Raw genomic sequence first — 19,466 nt, 5'->3', positions numbered from 1 at the left:
CGGCCTCGCGGTCGGGCCTTTTCTTCTGTCCCCGACCCGCCTACCCAGTAGCAAATCGCGACCCATCAGGAGAGAGACACATGGCCAAGGCCTGGCACCTCATGCAGCGCCCGCAGGGCAAGCCCACCAACGCCGACGTGGCTTTGAAGGACTATGACCTGCCCGAACTCGGGCCGGGCATGATCCATGTCCGCAACGACTGGCTCTCGGTCGACCCCTATATGCGTGCGCGAATGGACGATACCGAAAGCTATTTCGAAAGCTTCCGGCTCGACCAGCCGATGGAAGGCGGCAGTGTCGGCACTGTCATCGCATCCAACGCCGACGGCTTTGCGGAAGGCGACAAGGTCCTTCACATGGCGGGCTGGCGCGATGAAGCGGTGATCTCCGCCAAGGCCGCCAACAAGCTCCCCGAGCTGGGCGTCGATCCCTATCACTTCCTCGCCAATCTCGGCCTCACCGGCGGCACCGCCTGGTTCGGCCTGATGGACGTGGCCAGCGCGAAGGAAGGCGACACCGTCTTCGTCTCGGCCGCTGCCGGTGCGGTCGGCTCGGCGGTCGTCCAGATCGCCAAGGCCAAGGGCATGACGGTGATCGGTTCGGCAGGCGGTCCCGACAAATGCGACTTCGTGAAGAGCTTGGGTGCCGATGCCTGCGTCGATTATAAGGCGGGCCCGATCCTGAAGGGTCTCAAATCCGCGCTGAAGGAGATCGGCAAGAAGGGCGTCGATGTCTATTTCGACAATGTCGGGCGCGACCATCTCGATGCCGCCTTCGCCACCGCCAACAACGAGGCGCGCTTTGCCGAATGCGGCATGATCGACGGCTATAATCACGAGGATCCCTATGCCTATCGCTACATCATGTACGTGATCGGCAAGCGGCTCCAGCTAAAGGGTTTCATCTTCACCGATTACATGGAGCGGATGCCCGAATTCTACGCCGCCATGGGGCCGATGATCATGTCGGGCAAGGTCAAGAGCCGCGAGACGGTACACGAGGGACTCGATAGCACCTTCGACGCCTTCCTCGGTCTCTTCTCGGGCGCCAATACGGGCAAGATGCTGGTGAAGCTCTAGGCCCCGCGCCGCGCCTCCAGCATCGCATGGAACGCCTCCGGCTCGTCGAGCCGGAGCGCCACCCGTTCGACCCTTTTCTCGCCGCCGAGGAACCCCGTCATCGACACCGCGCGCGACAACGTCAGCGTGACATTGGGCTCTGACAGAATCGCGCAATTGACGGTGGTCTTGTCCTTGAGCAGGTCCGCATCGAAGCGCTCGCCGACGGCGGCGATGGCGTCATATGGGACAAGGAGGTCGATCACCATGCCGCTACGCACCGCAATGCCTGCATCGCCGAGCAGCACGGGCTTCAACCGGATGCTCTTTATCAGCGCCACGAACCACAGGATCCCGGCCATCGACAGGCCAAACATGATCCATGCCACCGTCGGGTTCCAGTGCACGAGCAACAGGTGCATCACGCCCAATTCGATCACCTGCAAGCCCAGGAATACCCACAGCATCGGCGCCAGATAGCGGTCGTATCGATGCGCGCTTGCGCGTGCGGGCACATCGGGCTTGAGCCGCCAACCGAACAGCGCCAGCCGCATGGCGGCGCTTTCCTTGGCCATCATGTGGACGAGGCGCGGTGGCAGGATGGTGGCGAAGGCGCCTTCGAAGCTCGCGCCCTGTTTCAGGGCCATGCCGAACAGCCCCGCGCTCCAGCCGAGCCACAGGCTGGCGACCAGCCCCATGGCTGCAAGCAGCGGCGGCATCGATAGTACCGCCGCGCGCACCGGTGCGGCGGCGCCCGCGAGGATGACGAGGCTGGCGAGTGTCAATCCGCCGAGCAGCCAGCGCAAACCCTCGCGGCTGCGCGGTGCCTTGGCCAGCATGACGAGACCGAGCGTATCGGCGACCACCCAAGCGAACAGAAGCGCCGCAATCGTCGCATTGGCGGCTGCCCAGTCGGTGAAGGTCAGTGCCCTGGCGCCGCCGACGACGAGGATGGGCAGGAGGATGAAAAGCGCGGGATGGGCCCGGGCAAGACGCTGCGTTTCCATGCCTCCCAGATAGGCGCTCAGGCGCCCCTTCGCCAGTGCGCGAGGGCCACAGTCGGCACCGAAACCACCAGCCTAGCCCGCGTAATTGCAGTCCGCCGGATTGCCGTCCGACAGGCCCCGCCGCAACGCTTCCATTCGCTGTGCCGAGGTGCCGTGAGTGAAGCTTTCGGGGCGTACTGCCCGACCCGCCTCACGCATCAGCGCATCATCGCCAATGGCTTCGGCGGCGCGCAGCCCTTCCTCGAGGTCGCCCGGCTCCATCGCACCCGTGCGCGCGGCCCACACGCCGGCATAGCAATCGGCCTGCAATTCGACCCCCACCTGCAGCCGGTTGCCCGCTGTCTGGCTGGCGCGCTGCTGCTGGCGCTGCACGTTCTGGAGCGTGCCTTCGAGGTTCTGGATGTGGTGCCCGACCTCATGCGCGATGACATAGCGCGCGGCGAAATCGCCCGGTGCACCGAAGCGCTGGGAAAGTTGGGTGAAGAAATCGGGATCGATGTAGATGCGCTGGTCGCCGGGGCAGTAGAAGGGCCCCATCACTTCTTGTCCATAGCCACAAGCGGTCTGCGTGCCGCCTTCATAGGCCACCAGTTCGGGCTCACGATAATTGGCCCCGGCCTGCGAGAAAAGATCGGTCCACACCTCGTCGGTACTTTCCAGCGTCCCGCGCAGCAGTGCCAGTTCGTCTGCGGTAAGTGTGCTCTCGCCGCTCGACGAGGCGCCCTGCGGCGATCCGCCACCGACGATCCCGCCGAGCCCGCCCGACAGCGCGCAATAGCCAAGCGTGAGGATCAGCACCCCGACGATTCCGAACTTGTTGAAGACGAAGCGGGCGAGCAGCGCGAAGATACCGGTCGACATGCCGCCGCCACCAAAGCCGCCGCCCCGTTGCCCGGTCCGGTCGATGAAATTGTCGCTGTCACGATCGCCGAGGCGCATGGCAAGGGTCTCCCTCTCTTTTGCACGCCCAACGGTCCTTGTTGCATCCTCGTTCCGCGCGCGTCATGGCTGTGGCAAAGGGAGACAAATTCAATGACCGACCTCAGCGGAAAGCGCGCCCTCGTCACGGGCTCCACCTCGGGCATCGGGCTCGCCATCGCGCAGGCGCTGGCCGACGCCGGCGCCGCCGTGATGATCAACGGCTTCGGCGATGCCGACGAGATCGAGGCGCACCGCGCCGATCTCGAACAACGCTCGGGCGCCAAGGCGATCTATAGCGACGCCAACCTCATGAACCCCGAAGCCATCGATGCGATGGTCGCCGCCTGCACCAGCGAGATCGGCAGCCCGCACATCCTCGTCAACAATGCCGGCATGCAGCATGTCTCGCCCATCGCCGAATTCCCGGTCGACAAATGGGACGCGATCATGGCGCTCAACCTGTCGGCGGTCTTTCACACCAGCCGCCATGTCATCCCCATGATGCGCCAGAAAGGCTTTGGCCGCATCATCAACACCGCCAGCGCGCACAGCCTTGTCGCCAGCCCCAACAAGTCGGCTTATGTCGCGGCCAAACATGGGGTCGCGGGCTTCACCAAGACAATCGCGCTCGAGACCGCCGAGGACGGCATCACCGTCAATTGCATCTCGCCCGGCTATGTTTGGACCCCGCTGGTCGAGCAGCAGATCCCCGACACCATGGCCGCGCGCGGACTGACCCGCGAGCAGGTGATGAACGACGTGCTGCTGAAGGCGCAGCCGACCAAGCGCTTCGTCACGGTCGAGGAAGTGGCGAGCTGCGCGCTCTACCTTTGCTCCGATGGCGCCGCCTCGATCACGGGCGCGAATATCAGCATGGACGGCGGCTGGACGGCGCAATAGGCTCGATCGTGATGAAAAAGCTCGCCGCGCTCCTCGCCCTCGCCCCGCTCGCCGCCTGCGCCCCGCTGCCGGGCGCCCCTGCCATCGACACGCTCGAGACGCGCAACTGGCGCGAAGTCGTCAGTGACGAGGATGCGGACCGCCTGCGCGACTGGCGCGCGACCTTCCACGCCGCGCTTGCCGAAGCTCGCGACAAGGGTTTTGCCGCGCAGGTCGACGCCCTCGGCCCCACGGGCGATCCCGACGTCACCCTCCCCCTCGGCGCCGTACCGACGAGAAACTATCGCTGCCGCACCATCAAGCTCGGCACGATGAGCGGCGCGGGCACGCTCGCTTATGTCGATTATCCCTTCTTCCAATGCCGCATCCGCGTCGAGGACGATCTCCTCGGCTTCGCCAAGCTGACCGGCTCGCAGCGCCCCGTCGGGTTGCTGTTCCCCGACGATGCCTACCGCATGGTCTTTCTCGGCACTCTCGTACTCGGCGATGAGGATCGCGCCATGCGCTATGGCGCCGATCCGCAGCGCGATATGATCGGCGCGCTCCAACGCGTCGGCGAGAATCGCTATCGCCTCGTCATCCCCTCGCCCCGTTTCGAAAGCCGCCTCGACCTCATCGAACTCGTCCCGGAGGACTGATCTCATGCGCCATCTCCTGTTTGCCGCCGCTGCCAGCCTCGCGCTCGCCGCCACTCCAGCCGCCGCACAGGATCTGCGCGCCGATATTGCCGAGGAGATGCCCGAGCTGATCGAGCTCTATCGCTTCCTCCACGCCAATCCCGAATTGTCGAACGAGGAGCATCAGACCGCCGCCAAGCTCGCGGGCATCGCCCGCGACCTCGGCTTTACCGTCACCGAAGGCGTCGGCGGGACCGGCGTCGTCGCGATGATGGAAAACGGCCCCGGCCCAGTGCTTCTCCTGCGCGCCGACATGGACGGGCTGCCCGTGGTCGAACAGACCGGCCTACCCTTTGCCTCCACCGTCACCGCCACGGCGCCCCAATCGGGGGTGGAAAGCGGCGTCATGCACGCCTGCGGTCACGACACGCACATGACCGCTTGGGTCGGCGTCGCGCAGCAGATGGTCGAGCGCAAAGCCGACTGGTCGGGCACGCTGATGATGATCCTCCAGCCTGCGGAGGAAACCGGCGAAGGCGCCAAGGCCATGCTGGAGGACGGGCTCTTCACCCGCTTCGCCATGCCCACCCATGCCATCGCCTTCCATGACGCCGCGGCAGGCCCGGCGGGCTTCATCGGCCTGTCGACCGGCTATGCGCTCGCCAATGTCGACAGCGTCGACATCACCGTGCGCGGCGTCGGCGGCCATGGCGCCTATCCCGACACGACACGCGATCCCATCGTCGTGGCCAGCCGCATCGTCACTGCGCTCCAGACCGTGGTCGCGCGCGAAATCAATCCGCAGGAACCCGCCGTCATCACGGTCGGCAGCTTCCACGCCGGTGCCAAGCACAACATCATCCCCGACGAGGCCGAACTGCTGCTGACCGTGCGCAGCTATTCGGACGAAACCCGCGCGCATCTGCTCTCGGCGATCGAGCGCATCGCCCGCGCGCAAGCGATGTCCGCCGACATCCCCGAGGACCGCATGCCGATCGTCACCATCCGCGACGGCGAATATACCCCCTCGACCTACAACAGCCCCGAGCTCACCGCCCACGCCCACGACCTGTTCGCCTCGACCTTCGGCCCCAATCGCGTGGCGATGGTCCCGCCGGTCATGGGCGGCGAGGATTTCGGGAGATTCTATCGCGCCAACAACGACATCCAGAGCCTCATTTTCTGGGTCGGGGGCCAACCGATGGACAAGTGGCAGGCAGCGGGCGGCGACCCCGCCAAGCTCCCCAGCCTCCACAGCCCCTTCTGGGCCCCCGATGCCGAAGCCGTCGTCGCCACCGCCACCGAGGCGCTCACCACGTTGGCGCTCGACATTCTCGCCAAGGACTAGCCGGCGCTGGCAGCGTCGAGCGTCTCCAGCTGCTCGGAGGTCAGCGTCAGCGACAAGCTCGCAGTCAGCTCTGCCAACTGCGCCTCGCTCGTCGCGCTGGCGATCGGCGCGGTCACGGTGGGCTGGGCAGCGAGCCAAGCCAAGGCGATGGTGGCGAGCGGCGCACCCGTCTCAGCACTGATCGCATCCATTGCGGCCAGCACCGCCGGCCCCCTGCCCTCCAGATAAGCGATATTGCGCAGCCCGCGCGGACTCTTCGACAGGTCGACCTTCGACCGATATTTTCCCGCGAGGAAGCCATTGGCGATGCTGTAATAGGTGAACACCGCGAGCCCGTGCCGCGCGGCCGCATCGGCCAGTCCCTCTTCGTAGCGCGTCCGCTCGACGAGATTGTACCACGGCTGGAGCGCAACCGGTTTCGCAAACCCCTCGGTCTCGCAGGTAGCCATCACTTCATCGATGCGCTCGCTCGTGAAGTTGGACAGGCCGATTCTGCGCACCTTGCCCTCGCGCACCAGTGCATCGAAGGCACCCAGCGTGTCGGCGAGCGGGACCTTCTGATCATCGGTATGGAGATAATAAAGATCGATCTCGGTCCCGAGCCGTTTCAGCGACCCCTCGCACGCGCGGCGCACCACCTCGGGCGCGAGACCTTCCAAGAAGCCGACCTTGCTCGCGATCACCACCTCGTTGCGCTTGCCCGAAGCCTTCAACCATTCGCCAAGGACCGTCTCGCTCTCGCCGCCCACATGCCCCGGCACCCACGCAGAATAGCTGTCGGCAGTATCGATCATCTGTCCGCCCGCCGCGACGAAGCCGTCCATCAGCGCAAAGCTCGTCGCCGCATCGGCGGTCCAGCCGAAGACATTGCCCCCCAGCGCCAGCGGCGCGACTTTGTCGATCTCGATCGTCATGCCGTTCACCATATCTTTGTAAATTTTTCCGACAGTGGGCACGTGTCGGGTTCATTGACAGAAGGTTTGACCGCTCCATGGCGTTCCCGCAAGCGCATCTGAGCCATTATCTGGCGGCGGTCCTGTTCGGGCTGCTGGTCGCCTGGCAGCTCCATCGCGGCCCGCGCTCGACGGGGCAGCGCTCGCTCGTCGGTGCCTTCGCGCTGACCAGCCTGTGGGCCTGGCTCGAAGCCGTGCGCCCTGGCACCATGCTCACGGATCTTGCCGAAGTCCTGCGCAACCTCGTCTGGATCGGCCTGCTCCACAGCCTCGCCACCAGCGGCGCGCCGGACCAGCGCCAGAAGGGCCTGAAACTCGTCTACGCCTCGGTCGCCGCCGTGCTCGGCATGCAGCTTGTCGTCCTCATGGTCGGCCCGCTCGCGCCCGAGGATGTCGATGTCGCCGCCGTTGCGACCACCCAGAACCTCCTGTCGATCCTCGCCGCAGCCGGCGGGCTCGTCCTCGTGCATAATTTCTACGGCCAGGCCGAACCGGGCAGTCGCTCGACCATGCGCTATGCCATGATCGCGCTCGCCTGGATCTGGCTCTACGACCTCAATTTCTACACCATCGGCTATCTGTCCGACCGGCTCGGCGCCCCCATCGGCGACTGGCGCGGGCTCGCGGTTGCCGCCGCCGCGCCGTTGTTTGCGCTCGGCGCCAAGGCGGAAGGCGCATGGCGGTTCCGCATGAGCCGCGCGGCGACCTTCCAATCGCTGTCGCTGCTTGGCATCTGCGCCTATTTCGCGGTCATGGCGGTGCTCGCTTCGGTGATGCGCAGCGATGGCGGCGAGCTTGCCGGCGGGGTCGCGGTCACTCTCCTCACCGTCCTCATCGTCGGTGCCATGGCGATCCTTCCCTCCAGTCGCGCGCGGGCCTGGGCCAAGGTCAAGATCGCCAAGCATTTCTTCGAGCATCGCTACGACTACCGCACCGAATGGCTGCGCTTCACCGAGACCATCGGCGGCGACGAGGGCGAGCGCGGCCCCTTGGGCGCGCGTACCGTGCGCGCCTTTGCCGAAATCCTCGATGCGCCAGGCGGCGTGCTGCTCGTCCGCGACGATCATTCGGGGCTGCGCGCGGGCGGGGTCTGGAACTGGAACGCGCGCCTCGTCGATCCCCCCGCCTCGATCTTTTCGGACGAAGCGGAGGGCCGCTTTTGGGATCATGTCGTCGCCGACGCACGTATTCTCGAACTCAACGGACTACGCGAGGGATGGAGCGATCCGCGCGACCGCGTCGCGGGGCCGCCCGACTGGCTGCTCGAACGGCGCGAGGCCTCGGTCGCCATCCCGCTTATCGCCGATCGCCAACTCGTCGGCCTCGTCCTCCTTGCCCAGCCCGATTTCCAGCGCCCGCTCGACTGGGAGGATTTCGACCTGCTGCGCACCGCGGGGCGCCAGGCCGCCAGCGCGCTCGCCGAAAAGGTCAGCCAGGATGCGCTCGCCAAGGCGCAGCGGTTCGAGGAGTTCAATCGACGCTTCGCCTTCATCATGCATGACATCAAGAATCTCGTCAGCCAGCTCTCGCTCCTGTCGCGCAATGCCGAACGCCATGCCGACAATCCCGAATTTCGCGCCGACATGGTCGCCACCCTCAAAAGCTCGGTGAGCAAGATGAACGACCTGCTCGCCCGTCTCGCGCCGCAGGGCGCGCGGCGCGACAAGCAGGCGCGTGCAACCCGGCTCGACGACATTCTCTCCTTCGCCATCGCCGCCAAGCGGGCCGATCACGACGTCCGGCTCGACGGCGCTTGCGACCGCTGGGCCGTGGCAGACGCAGCCAGCCTCGAACAGGCCATCGGCCACCTCGTCCAGAACGCCATCGACGCCAGCGCCAAGGATCGCCCCGTGCGCGTCCGCATCGATGGCGACGAGCGCGACGTGGTCATCTCGATCACCGACCGGGGCCATGGCATGGACCCCGAATTCGTCCGCACCCGGCTGTTCGAACCTTTCGCCTCAACCAAGGACGATGGTTTCGGCATCGGCGCCTATGAGGCCCGTGCGCTGATCCTCGCAATGGGCGGGCGGCTCGACGTCGAATCGCGCCCCGACGAGGGCACCACCTTTACCATCCGCCTCGCCGCCGCCGCGCCCGAGGGCATGAGGAAATCCGCATGACCAAGTCCACTCGCCCCATCCTGCTCGTCGTCGAGGATGACGAGGGCCTGCAACGCCAGTTGAAATGGGCGTATGAGGATTATGAGGTCGTCGCGGCGACCAACCGGGCGCAGGCGATCGACATGCTGCGGCTGCACGAACCCGCCGTCGTCACCCTCGATCTCGGCCTGCCGCCCGATCCAGACGGCGTCACCGAAGGCTTCGCCACGCTTGCCGAAATCCAGAGCTTGAAGCCCGACACCAAGGTCATCGTCGCCTCGGGCCATGGCGCGCGCGAGAGCGCGTTGAAGGCCATCGCCAACGGGGCCTATGATTTCTATCGCAAGCCCGTCGATATCGACGAGCTTGGCCATATCGTTAAACGCGCCTTCCAGCTTCACGAGATCGAGACCGAGAACCGCCGTCTCGAAGCGACCGCGAGCGAGAGCCAGACCGTACTCGGCTCGATCGTCTCGGCCAGCCCGGAAATGCTCAAGGTCGCGCACACCATCGAACGCGTCGCCTCCGCCGATGTCTCGGTCATGCTGCTCGGCGCGTCGGGCACCGGCAAGGAATTGCTGGCCCGCGCGGTTCATGACCAGAGCCCGCGAAAGGGCGGCGCCTTCGTCGCCATCAACTGCGCCGCCATCCCCGAGAACCTGCTCGAGGCCGAGTTGTTCGGCTATGAACGCGGGGCCTTTACCGGCGCGGTAAAGACCACGCCCGGCAAGATCGAGATGGCGATCGGCGGCACGCTCTTCCTCGACGAAGTCGGCGACATCCCCCTCCCGCTGCAGGTCAAGCTGCTGCGCTTCCTCCAGGAACGCGTCATCGAACGCATCGGCGGTCGCAAGCCTATCGCGGTCGACACCCGCATCGTCTGCGCCACCCACCGCGACCTCGACGGCATGACCGCCGAAGGAAGCTTCCGCGAGGATCTCTATTACCGTCTTGCCGAGATCGTCGTGCCCATCCCGCCGCTCGCGCAGCGGACCGGCGATGCGGTGCTGCTCGCGCGCTATTTCACCGACAAATATGCCAAGGAACTGGGCCGCAGCCTCAACGGTCTCGCGCCCGATGCGGTCGAGGCGGTGGACGAGCACCCCTGGCCGGGCAATGTCCGCGAATTGGAAAACCGCATCAAGCGCGCCGTCATCATGGCCGATGGCAAGCTCGTCACCGCAGGCGATCTCGACCTTCAGTCCAACATCGACGGCGACGGCGCGAGCCCGATCAACCTTCGCGCCGCGCGCGAGATCGCCGACCGCAAGGCGATCGCCCAGGCGCTGACCCGCACCGACCACAATATCTCGGGGGCCGCCAAGCTCCTCGGCATCAGCCGCCCCACCCTCTACGACCTCATGAAGCAATATAAGCTCAGCGCGTAGAATCTTAACGTATTGTATTAACAACGATCTTGGGTGAAACTTCTCCGAGCGACTCGATGTAGGGAGTCGCGACGCCTCGGGGGACGGCCCATGACCTATTCGCGCGTTTATGTGATCGGCGACAGTCTCGCCGACAGCGGGAATGCACTCGCACTCGCCCGCTGGTACGACGGCCTGCCTTTTGCCTCGTTGCCCGCCGGCACGCCGCTGCCCGAGCTGGGTTATTTCGAAGGCCGCTTTACTGACGGCTATACCTTCGCCGACCTCATCTCGAACAAATATGTCGGGCTCGTCAGCGAGCCCACCTTCCCTTTCCGCTACGAGGATCCTTGGCTCGGCATCCCGATCGCGCCCTTCGAGCCCGATCCCACCGGCATCGCGCTCAATTTCGCGTACGGCGGGGCGCAGGTCCTCAAGGGCGACGAGGCAGTGCTCGACCTGTCCGACCAGGTCGACGCGCTGCAGGATGCGCTCGACAATGACATCCCCGCCGACGCGCTGATCATCGTCGTCCTTGGCGGCAACGACATCCGAAGCCTCGTGCCCGACAACGGCCCGCCGACCCCGCCCGACGAGGCCTATGCCCGCATCCACGACATCATCGACGACATGCTCAAGCATTTGGGGCAGCTGGTCCGCGACGGCGCGGTCGACATCCTCCTCTCGGGCGTCGCCGATATCGGTGTGGTTCCTGAATATGATGCCGACCGCAACGGCGTCCTCGACCCCGTCGAACAGGCGCGCGCCGATGCGGCGAGCGACTACAGCCAATATCTCGACTTCCTCATCCGCACGGTGGTCATCCCCGACCTCGAGGCGCGCGGCGCCAATGTTACTTACGCCCCGCTGACCGACAACGAGAGCGAATTGGGCGCATTGTCGCTCATCCTTCCGACCATCGCGGGCCTTTACGGCATCGACCCCGCCGAGATGGCGTCCGACCTCCTCTCTTACCGCGACCTCCTCTTCTTCGACGACATCCACCCCACAGCGCAGGTCCATGCCATCGTGGGCTCGCTCATGATGGCGCAGATGACCGGCCAGCCATGGGTCGAGATCCTGCCGATGGACGATGCGCAGGCGATCCTCGCCGGTTCGCTCGACGCCCCCGGTGCCAGCGCCACGATCGACGTCATGCTCGTCGCGGGTACCAGCTATGCGTTCGACCTGCTCGGCATGAGCTCGCTCGGCTTCGCGGGCAGCCTTGCCGACCCGCTGCTGCTGCTGACCGGCAATGGCTTTTCGGCGGGCGATGACGACAGCGGCGCCGGCTTCGACGCGCATCTCGCCGTCACGGTCACCCAGAGCGGCACCTACAGCCTGACGATCGACGCGGTCGGCATGGTCACGGGCGACTATACCCTCCTCGCGGCGATGGTGGGGGGTGCCGCGCTCGGCCAAGGCGACCTCTATGTGGTCTCCGGCGCATCGACCCTCGTGCTAGAAGCGGCGGGAGGCATCGGCACCGACGTCATCCGCACGAGCACGAGTTATATGCTCGCCGAAGGCAGCGAGATCGAGCTGCTAGAGACTACCAACGCCAAGTCGAAGAGCGCCATCGACCTTACCGGCAATGGCTTCGATCAGGAAATTCGCGGTAATGCGGGCGACAATCGACTTGACGGCGGCGGGGGCAGCGACACATTCTTCGGCGGCAGGGGCGATGACATCTTCGTTCTCGACGGACAGGGGCTGGACAGCATCATCGATTACGAGGCCAATGACCGGATCGACCTGACGAACCTGCTCTCGCTCGACGCGGGGGTGGATCCAGTCGCCGCGGGCTATCTTCGGATCGACGGCGGACGCGTGCAGCTCGACTATGACGGCGGCGGCGAGGATTGGGACGATGTCGCCCTGATCGGTGGCGACAGCGCCACCTTCCTCTATCTCTCCGGCGGCGCGACCACGCAAGTCACCATCGGCGAAGCCAAGGGCGGCAAGGGCGGGCCAGGCAATGGCGGCGGCAAGCCCGGCGGTGGCAATCGCAATGCCGCGCTCCTCGTCTCGGCGCTGGGCTATACGACCATGGCGCTGATCGCGATCGAGGCGTTCGACCGGCTGCGCGAGGGGGAGCAGCACATCACCACCGATCGCAGCGACGGCGTGCGCAGCGCCCGCTTCGTGCCCGAGCGCGGCGATGACGGGACCAGTCACGGCTCGGATGGCGACGCCGATCCCGTGTTCCACCTCTACCCCGCCCGCCCCGCCTATTTCGGCGAGCCGCATATCGAGGCGCCCTCGCTCGAACCCTCGCGTCACGGTGGACAGGATATCGCCCCGCTTCCCGACGATGGGGACCTGCCGCTTCCCTCGGGACAGGATCGCGCCGACCCCATGTTCGCGGACACGCTGTCCATGCCTGCACCGATCGCGCTGGACGGCGCGGAAATGGCCGTCATCGCCGAAGAATCACTTCCGCTTCTTGCCGAAGCCGGCCTCGACAATCTGCTCGCCGCGGCGGGCGATGCCGTCGCGGGCCTAGTCGACGATGCCGCTGGCCGTTCGGGCCTCGCCGAACCGGATGCACAGGCCGAGCGCGACAATTCCAATAATGAAACACTTGAGGGACGCGAGGCCGCGGACGAACGGCAGGCGTCGGGCGATCAGGAAGAGGCCTCGCATGAGGTCGTCTTTGGCGACGCCCAATCCGGCGGCGAATATGACGCGCCGCTCGTCATGCTCGCCCCCGTCCAGCCTCTCGACCTCGACGTCCTGCCTGTTGACCTGGGGCCGCTCGCCTAGCCCAGCGCCTCGGCCTTTTCCGCCACCTCGAGCCAGCGCTCCTCCGCCGCATCCTTCTCGCCACGCCGGTCTTCCAGCGCCTGCGTGAGCGCGGCGAAACGGTCTGGGTCAGCAGTGAACAGTTCGGGATCGGCCAATGCGCTTTCGATCTCGACCATCTCTTGCTCGATCCGCTCGATCTCGCCCGGCAAGCGGTCGAAATCGCGCTGATCCTTGTAGCTCAACTTGACGGGCCGCGTGCTCGGTGCCGGAGCCGATGCAGCATCCGATTTCTTCGCTTTCTTCGCCCCGCTCCGTCGTTCCTTGCGCCGCTTGGCCCAGTCCTCGTAGCCTCCCGCCACGACATCGACCTTGCCCGACCCATCAAGCCCCAAGGTGATGGTCACGGTCCGGTCGAGGAAGTCGCGATCGTGGCTGACCAGCAGCACGGTGCCCTGATAATCGGCGATCACTTCCTGCAACAGGTCGAGCGTCTCCATGTCGAGATCGTTGGTCGGCTCGTCGAGCACGAGGAGATTGCTCTCGCGGGCGAATTCGCGCGCTAGCAAGAGCCGGTGCCGCTCGCCCCCCGAAAGCGTGCCGACCAGTGCTTCCGACAGACCGGGATCGAACAGAAATTCCTTCAGATAGCCCTTGATGTGCTTCTTCGTCCCGCGCACTTCGATCCAGTCGCCGCCCTCTGCCAGGATATCGCGCACCTTTTTCTTGGGATCGAGCAGCTTGCGTTGCTGGTCGACGACGATGCCAGACAGCGTCTTGGCAAGGTTGACCTTGCCCTCGTCGGGTTCAAGCTCGCCCGTCAGCATCCGCAGCAGCGTCGTCTTGCCCGCGCCATTGGCGCCGACGATGCCGATACGGTCGCCGCGCTGAACGCGCAGGCTGAAATCGTCGATGATCACGCGCTCGCCGAACCGCTTGGTGACGTTTTCAGCATCGATGACCGTCTTCGTTTTCACCTCGTCCTTGACGAGCCCGAGAGCCGAGGTGCCCTGCATGCCGATCATCGCGGCGCGCTGAGCACGCAATTCGAACAACTGCCGCAGCCGTCCCTGGTTGCGCTTGCGGCGTGCTGTCACGCCCTTGTGCAGCCACTCGGTCTCCTGCCGCAATTTCTCGTCGAGCTTTTCGAGGCGGCGGCGATCCTCCTCGAGTACTTCCTCCGTCCATTTGTCGAACCCGCCATAGCCGATCTCGGCGCGCCGCAGCGTGCGTCGATCGAGCCAGATGCAGCTCGTCGTCAGCCGCTTCAAAAAGGAGCGGTCGTGGCTGATGACGATGAAGGCACCATTGAAGCGCCCGAGCCATTCCTCGAGCCATTCGATGGCACCAAGGTCGAGATGGTTGGTCGGCTCGTCGAGCAGCAAAAGGTCGGGCTCGCTCGCCAGCGCACGTGCCAGCGCGGCACGGCGACGTTCGCCCCCGCTCGCAGTCTTCGCCTCGCGGTCGAGATCGGCGCCCATCTGCTGCGCGATCGCCTCGATGGCATGGGCGGGCGGCGCCCGCTCGCCGCTCGTCGCCCAGTCGATCAGCCGCTCGTGACCGCTCATGTCGGGGTCCTGCTGGAGCCAGACGATGTTCACGCCGGGCATCACCGTGCGGCTGCCGGCATCCAGTTCGACATCGCCCATGATCGTGCGGAAAAGCGTCGTCTTGCCCGCGCCGTTGCGCCCGATCAGCGCGAGCCGATCCTTGGGCCCGACATGCAGGGTAAGATCCTCGAACAGGATCCCGTCGCCATGGTGCAGCTTGACGTCTTCGAGACTGAGAATCGGTGGTGCCATAATGCCACAGCGCCTAGCCTTATCTGGCGCGCGCGTCATCTTTGTTCCTGAATGGCGCGAAAGCATGCCATTCACCGATCATTCAATGCTCCAGCGCTAGACGGGAAGCCGAGGACAAACAGTGATGCGTGTATCGACTTCCCTTCTTGCCGCCATCGGCGCGGCCACCTTGCTCGCGAGCCCCGCGGCAGCCTTTGGCGCGTTCCAGCCCGAGCAGCCGTTCAGCCAGCGCGACCAGGACCGCGCCTATGACAAGGCGCGCTCGGGCGATGCCATGTCGCTTCCCCGGCTCGAACGCCGCATCGTGCCGCGCATGAGCGGCTATCAGTATCTGGGGCCCGAACTGCGCGGCAACACCTATCGCTTCAAGTTCGTGCGCGACGGCCGTCTCGTCTGGGTCGACGTCGACCCGCGCACCGGCCGCGTCGTCGGCACCTCGGGCCGCTAGCCTCCCAATTTACTGTAACCGCAGTGCCCGCTCGCCCCGCAATCGTTACGGTGGCGCCAAGCAACCGTTCATGCCATGAGGGGTTGAGCAAGGTGGAACAGGCAAAAACGGGACAGTCATGCGCATTTTGATCGTCGAAGATGAACCCAATCTCGGGCGCCAGCTGCGCTCCACCCTCGAAGGGGCCGGCTACGCGGTCGATCTCGCCACCGACGGGGTGGACGGGCATTTCCTCGGCGACACCGAAAGCTATGACGCGGTCGTCCTCGACCTCGGCCTGCCCGAAATGGACGGCCTCACGGTCCTCAGTAAGTGGCGCAAGGCCGACCGGTCGATGCCGGTCCTCGTCCTCACCGCGCGTGACAGCTGGTCGGACAAGGTCGCCGGGCTCGATGCCGGCGCCGACGACTATCTCGCCAAGCCCTTCCAGACCGAGGAACTGATCGCCCGTCTGCGCGCGCTTATCCGCCGCTCGGCGGGGCACGCCTCCTCGGTTCTCGAGGCGGGCGACATCCGCCTCGACACCCGTTCGGGCAAGGTCACCAAGGATGCCGAACCGGTCAAGCTCACCGCGCAGGAATATAAGCTCCTCAGCTACCTCATGCACCACAAGGGCAAGGTGGTCAGCCGGACCGAGCTGATCGAGCATATCTACGACCAGGACTTCGATCGCGATTCCAACACCATAGAGGTGTTCGTCACGCGCATCCGTAAGAAGCTGGGGTCGGAGACGATCACCACCATTCGTGGTCTCGGATACAGCCTCGAGGATCCCGAGGATCGTGTCGACGGCTGACCCCGCGGCTGAAGCCCTCGGCCCTCCCCGCCCCCGCGAGCGCCGCGAATCGCTGACCCGGCGCATGATCGGCATCGCGGCGCTGTGGATCGCGCTGCTGCTGCTCGCGGGCGGGTTCGCGCTCGATCGCCTCTTGTCGCGCTCGATCGTCGACAATTTCGACAGCCAGCTCGAATATATCCTCAACGCCATGGTGGCCGCCTCCGAAATCGGCCCCGATGGCGAAGTCCGCTTCAACCGCCCGCTCGCAGACCAGCGCTTTCTCGAAATCTATTCGGGCCGCTATTTCCAGATATCGGGCGACGGCGCCGACACCTTCGCTTCGCGCTCGCTGTGGGATCGCCGCCTCCGGCCCGATGTCCAGCATGACGATCTCGACGTGCATTTCCGCGACAGCAGCGAATTCGAGGGCGAGCCGCTGCGCATCGTCGAGCGAGACATCATCCTGCCCGACAGCGACACGCGCTGGCGTTTCCAGGTGGCCGAGAGCCGCGAGGATCTCGACACCCAGATCGAGGAATTGCGCACCACCCTCATCCGCTCTTTCGCCGTCCTCGGCCTCGGCCTCCTCCTCATGGCCGCGATCCAGACCGTCTACGGCCTGTGGCCGCTGCGCCGCGTGCGCCGCGCCGTCGTCTCGATCCGCACCGCCGAAAAGAAGCGCATCGACGAGCATTTCCCGCGTGAGATCACTCCGCTCGTGGACGAGATCAACGAACTGCTCGCGCATAACGAGGCACAGGCCGAGGAAGCGCGCCGCCATGCCGGCAACCTTGCCCACGCGCTGAAGACCCCGCTCACCGTCATCACCAATGCCGCCACTGCGCGCGAGAGCGATCTCGACGATATCGTCTGCCGCGAGGCGACCGTGATGCGCCGCCAGGTCGACCACCACCTCGCTCGCGCCCGCGCCATCGGTCGCCGCGCCTCGGCTCAAGCCCGCGCCAATGTCGCCGAAAGCCTCGATCCCATCGAACGCGCCGTGACCCGCCTCTACGAAGGCGTCACCGTCGATGTCGCGGGCGACCGCGACGCCTGTGTCCGGGTGGAGAAGCAGGATCTCGACGAGATGCTCGGCAACCTCGTCGAGAACGCTGCCAAATATGGCGGGGGCCGCGTCTTCGTGACCATCGAGGCCTCCGCGCCGGTGGTCGACATCCTCGTCGAGGATGACGGACCCGGCATCCCCAAGGAACAGCGCGACGCCATCTTCGCGCGCGGTGCCCGGCTCGACACCACCGGCAAGCAAGGCTCGGGCCTCGGCCTCGCCATCGTCCGCGACGTCGCGCAAATCTATGGCGGCAGCGTCGCGCTCGATGAAAGCGAGGACTTGGGCGGCCTCCTCGCGCGCCTGTCCCTTCCCGCCGCCCTCGAGGTCGGCTAGGGGGCTGCTCATGACCGGCAACGTCACCCCCATCCGCTCCCACGCAACGCCATCGCTCGACCCGATGATCGCGCTGGTCGCCGAGGACATGAACGCGGTCAACGCGACCATCCTCGATCGCATGCAGTCCAAGGTCGCGCTGATTCCCGAACTGGCGGGCCATCTCATCGCGGGCGGCGGCAAGCGCCTCCGGCCCATGCTGACGCTCGCCGCCGCGCGGCTGCTCGACTACCCCGGCACGCGTCATCACAAGCTCGCCGCCGCGGTCGAGTTCATCCATACGGCGACGCTCCTCCACGACGATGTCGTCGACGGCTCGGAGATGCGCCGGGGCAAGCGCGCCGCCAACCTCATCTGGGGCAATCCCGCCACCGTGCTGGTCGGCGACTTCCTGTTCAGCCGCGCCTTCGAACTGATGGTGGAGGACGGCAGCCTCAAGGTGCTGAAGATCCTGAGCCACGCCAGCGCGGTCATCGCCGAGGGCGAGGTGGACCAGCTCACCGCGCAGCGCCGCATCGAGACCAGCGAGGAGGAATATCTCCACATCATCGGCGCCAAGACTGCCGCGCTGTTCGCCGCCGCCTGCCAGGTCGCGCCAGTGGTCGCCGAGGCGGGCGATGACGCAGAAGCCGCATTGGAAGCCTATGGCCGCAACCTCGGGATCGCCTTCCAGCTGATCGACGATGCGATCGACTACACTTCGGATGAAGCCACCATGGGCAAGGGCCTCGGCGATGATTTCCGCGACGGCAAGATGACGCTGCCCGTTATCCTCGCGCACGCCCGCGGTTCGACCGACGACCGCGCCTTTTGGAAGGACGCCATGCAGGGCAGCCGCACCAGCGATGCGGACCTCGCCCACGCCGTCGCCCTCATGCGGGCCACCGGGGCGCTCGACGACACGCTCGAGGCCGCGCGTCGCTACGCCCGGCGCGCCGTCGACGCCTTGAGCATCTTCCCCGACAATCACGCTCGCCGCGCGATGGTCGAGGCCGCCGACTTCGCGGTCGCCCGCGCCTATTGATCATAAAAATGCGGCCCGGCCCCGCGAGCGGGTGGGACCGAGCCGCAAGGATGGCCCGGCAAAGCGCCCCCGCTTTGCCGGGACCGGTGTTTCAGACGCGGTTCGCGCTGAACCGCGTGACGTCGCCATTCTTGGCGTCGCGATAGACGCCGTTGAGGCGCCCATCCTCGCCGAGCGTCCATTCGGTCGAGCCCTGCTCCTCGCCGTCGAGCATGAAGGTCTCGCGATAGCTGTTCTCGCCCAGCCGCTCGACCTTGATCATGGTGCCGGCATCGTCGCCCTCGATCGCGACGGGATCGCCGCCGATCGTCGCGCGATAGCTTTGGCCATTGCCCGACATGCTGAACTGGTCGCCTTCGACCGCGAAGGTCGTGCGCAGCCCGGCCTCGCTGACGCTCTGGACATCTTCATATTTCCACTTGCCCGACAAGCCGTGGGCGCCATCGGGCCCCGCCGCCACGCGGGTCCAGCTATTTGCGCCCTCGACCACCTCGGCACCGCGCATGTTCTTGAAGGACCCATTCGCCCCCTGACCATCCTCGGACAGCGTGAGCGAACTTTCGTAGACGACCTTGCCTTCGTGACGCCCGCTGAATTGTATCGTGCGGTCATCGACCTCGACGACCTTCACCTCGTCGGTCGCGGGCATGTCGACGGCATGCCATTCACCATCGGCGGGCACCGAATAGGGCGGATCGCAGGTCATGCATTCATAGGTGCCGTCGGCGAGGACCCATTCATCGTCGCTCGCCTCGAACTGTGCGCTCTCGATGTCGATCATCCAGTCGCCGCTGAAGCCCTCCGCGCTCGCTGTCGTCGCGGTGGTGTCGGTCTCGACTTCGCCGCCCGCATCGCAGGCGGCAGCCCCGATCGACAACGCAATGACGGCAGTCATGCCGGTCAGTCTTTTCATGATGATCCCCTTCGTCCCAATGCGAAGGGTCGGGCCACAGGCGGCGCGCCTTCGCCTCGACTCGCCCGTGGTCATCTGGGC

Annotated in this window: 16 protein-coding genes; 11 read left to right on the top strand and 5 right to left on the bottom strand. The window is 65.9% G+C overall.

Annotated elements, in window-relative coordinates; all coding sequences use genetic code 11:
• The first annotated feature begins 80 nt into the window (after window positions 1–80).
• A complete protein-coding gene (locus tag NUW51_RS00465) occupies window positions 81–1,079 on the top strand; it encodes an NADP-dependent oxidoreductase (RefSeq protein WP_265561722.1) in 999 nt (332 codons plus the stop codon).
• Here NUW51_RS00465 and NUW51_RS00460 read toward each other — a convergent pair.
• A complete protein-coding gene (locus tag NUW51_RS00460; RefSeq protein WP_265561721.1) occupies window positions 1,076–2,065 on the bottom strand; it encodes a hypothetical protein in 990 nt (329 codons plus the stop codon). The two genes, NUW51_RS00465 and NUW51_RS00460, sit on opposite strands and share 4 nt — an antisense overlap.
• 72 nt (window positions 2,066–2,137) lie before the next feature.
• The gene (ypfJ, locus tag NUW51_RS00455; protein ID WP_265561720.1) at window positions 2,138–3,004 is read right to left on the bottom strand and encodes a KPN_02809 family neutral zinc metallopeptidase; all 867 of its coding nucleotides are present in this window, start codon (window positions 3,002–3,004) and stop codon (window positions 2,138–2,140) included.
• A gap of 93 nt (window positions 3,005–3,097) precedes the next feature.
• On the opposite strand from ypfJ, the gene NUW51_RS00450 reads away from it, so the two are divergent.
• Genes NUW51_RS00450 through NUW51_RS00440 form a run of 3 tightly spaced genes read left to right on the top strand, consistent with a single transcriptional unit; the run spans window position 3,098 to window position 5,851 of the window.
• Window positions 3,098–3,886 (top strand): 3-hydroxybutyrate dehydrogenase, encoded by a 789-nt coding sequence (locus NUW51_RS00450; protein ID WP_265561719.1) that lies wholly within the window; start codon window positions 3,098–3,100, stop codon window positions 3,884–3,886.
• Between the two features lie 11 nt (window positions 3,887–3,897).
• Window positions 3,898–4,524, top strand: coding sequence for a DUF4893 domain-containing protein (locus tag NUW51_RS00445; protein WP_265561718.1), 627 nt, complete (start codon window positions 3,898–3,900; stop codon window positions 4,522–4,524).
• A 4-nt stretch (window positions 4,525–4,528) separates the two neighbouring features.
• Window positions 4,529–5,851, top strand: coding sequence for a M20 metallopeptidase family protein (locus tag NUW51_RS00440; protein ID WP_265561717.1), 1,323 nt, complete (start codon window positions 4,529–4,531; stop codon window positions 5,849–5,851).
• Here NUW51_RS00440 and NUW51_RS00435 read toward each other — a convergent pair.
• Complete coding sequence (locus NUW51_RS00435) at window positions 5,848–6,765, bottom strand: aldo/keto reductase (RefSeq protein ID WP_265561716.1); 918 nt, start codon at window positions 6,763–6,765, stop codon at window positions 5,848–5,850. The two genes, NUW51_RS00440 and NUW51_RS00435, sit on opposite strands and share 4 nt — an antisense overlap.
• Before the next feature lie 77 nt (window positions 6,766–6,842).
• Here NUW51_RS00435 and prsK point away from each other — a divergent pair, with 77 nt between their 5' ends.
• The 3 genes from prsK to NUW51_RS00420 all read left to right on the top strand — a co-directional run bounded on the left by prsK (window position 6,843) and on the right by NUW51_RS00420 (window position 13,039).
• Window positions 6,843–8,927 (top strand): XrtA/PEP-CTERM system histidine kinase PrsK, encoded by a 2,085-nt coding sequence (gene prsK / locus NUW51_RS00430; RefSeq protein WP_265561715.1) that lies wholly within the window; start codon window positions 6,843–6,845, stop codon window positions 8,925–8,927.
• Entirely contained in the window at window positions 8,924–10,294 is a 1,371-nt protein-coding gene (gene prsR, locus NUW51_RS00425; protein WP_265561714.1) for a PEP-CTERM-box response regulator transcription factor, read from the top strand. The genes prsK and prsR overlap by 4 nt, the downstream gene beginning before the upstream one ends.
• A gap of 90 nt (window positions 10,295–10,384) precedes the next feature.
• Window positions 10,385–13,039: an SGNH/GDSL hydrolase family protein gene (locus tag NUW51_RS00420; protein WP_265561713.1), complete on the top strand. Its 2,655-nt coding sequence runs from the start codon at window positions 10,385–10,387 to the stop codon at window positions 13,037–13,039.
• Here the strand turns inward: NUW51_RS00420 and NUW51_RS00415 are convergent.
• The gene (locus NUW51_RS00415; RefSeq protein ID WP_265561712.1) at window positions 13,036–14,820 is read right to left on the bottom strand and encodes an ABC-F family ATP-binding cassette domain-containing protein; all 1,785 of its coding nucleotides are present in this window, start codon (window positions 14,818–14,820) and stop codon (window positions 13,036–13,038) included. The genes NUW51_RS00420 and NUW51_RS00415 overlap by 4 nt on opposite strands.
• Before the next feature lie 124 nt (window positions 14,821–14,944).
• On the opposite strand from NUW51_RS00415, the gene NUW51_RS00410 reads away from it, so the two are divergent.
• The 4 genes from NUW51_RS00410 to NUW51_RS00395 all read left to right on the top strand — a co-directional run bounded on the left by NUW51_RS00410 (window position 14,945) and on the right by NUW51_RS00395 (window position 18,472).
• Window positions 14,945–15,268: a PepSY domain-containing protein gene (locus NUW51_RS00410; RefSeq protein ID WP_265561711.1), complete on the top strand. Its 324-nt coding sequence runs from the start codon at window positions 14,945–14,947 to the stop codon at window positions 15,266–15,268.
• A gap of 118 nt (window positions 15,269–15,386) precedes the next feature.
• Window positions 15,387–16,064, top strand: a complete 678-nt coding sequence (locus tag NUW51_RS00405; RefSeq protein ID WP_265561710.1) for a response regulator transcription factor — start codon at window positions 15,387–15,389, stop codon at window positions 16,062–16,064.
• 64 nt (window positions 16,065–16,128) lie between these two features.
• Window positions 16,129–17,448, top strand: coding sequence for a sensor histidine kinase (locus NUW51_RS00400; protein WP_265587892.1), 1,320 nt, complete (start codon window positions 16,129–16,131; stop codon window positions 17,446–17,448).
• A 10-nt stretch (window positions 17,449–17,458) separates the two neighbouring features.
• Entirely contained in the window at window positions 17,459–18,472 is a 1,014-nt protein-coding gene (locus NUW51_RS00395; RefSeq protein WP_265561709.1) for a polyprenyl synthetase family protein, read from the top strand.
• 91 nt (window positions 18,473–18,563) lie between these two features.
• Here NUW51_RS00395 and NUW51_RS00390 read toward each other — a convergent pair whose 3' ends face one another.
• On the bottom strand, window positions 18,564–19,385 hold the full coding sequence (locus NUW51_RS00390; protein WP_265561708.1) for a hypothetical protein: 822 nt from the start codon (window positions 19,383–19,385) through the stop codon (window positions 18,564–18,566).
• Between the last annotated feature and the right edge of the window lie 81 nt (window positions 19,386–19,466).

Source organism: Sphingomicrobium arenosum (genome assembly GCF_026157085.1).
Taxonomy (GTDB): domain Bacteria; phylum Pseudomonadota; class Alphaproteobacteria; order Sphingomonadales; family Sphingomonadaceae; genus Sphingomicrobium; species Sphingomicrobium arenosum.
Note: the sequence above shows the minus strand (reverse complement) of the source record. Positions and strands in the feature narration are given on the sequence as shown.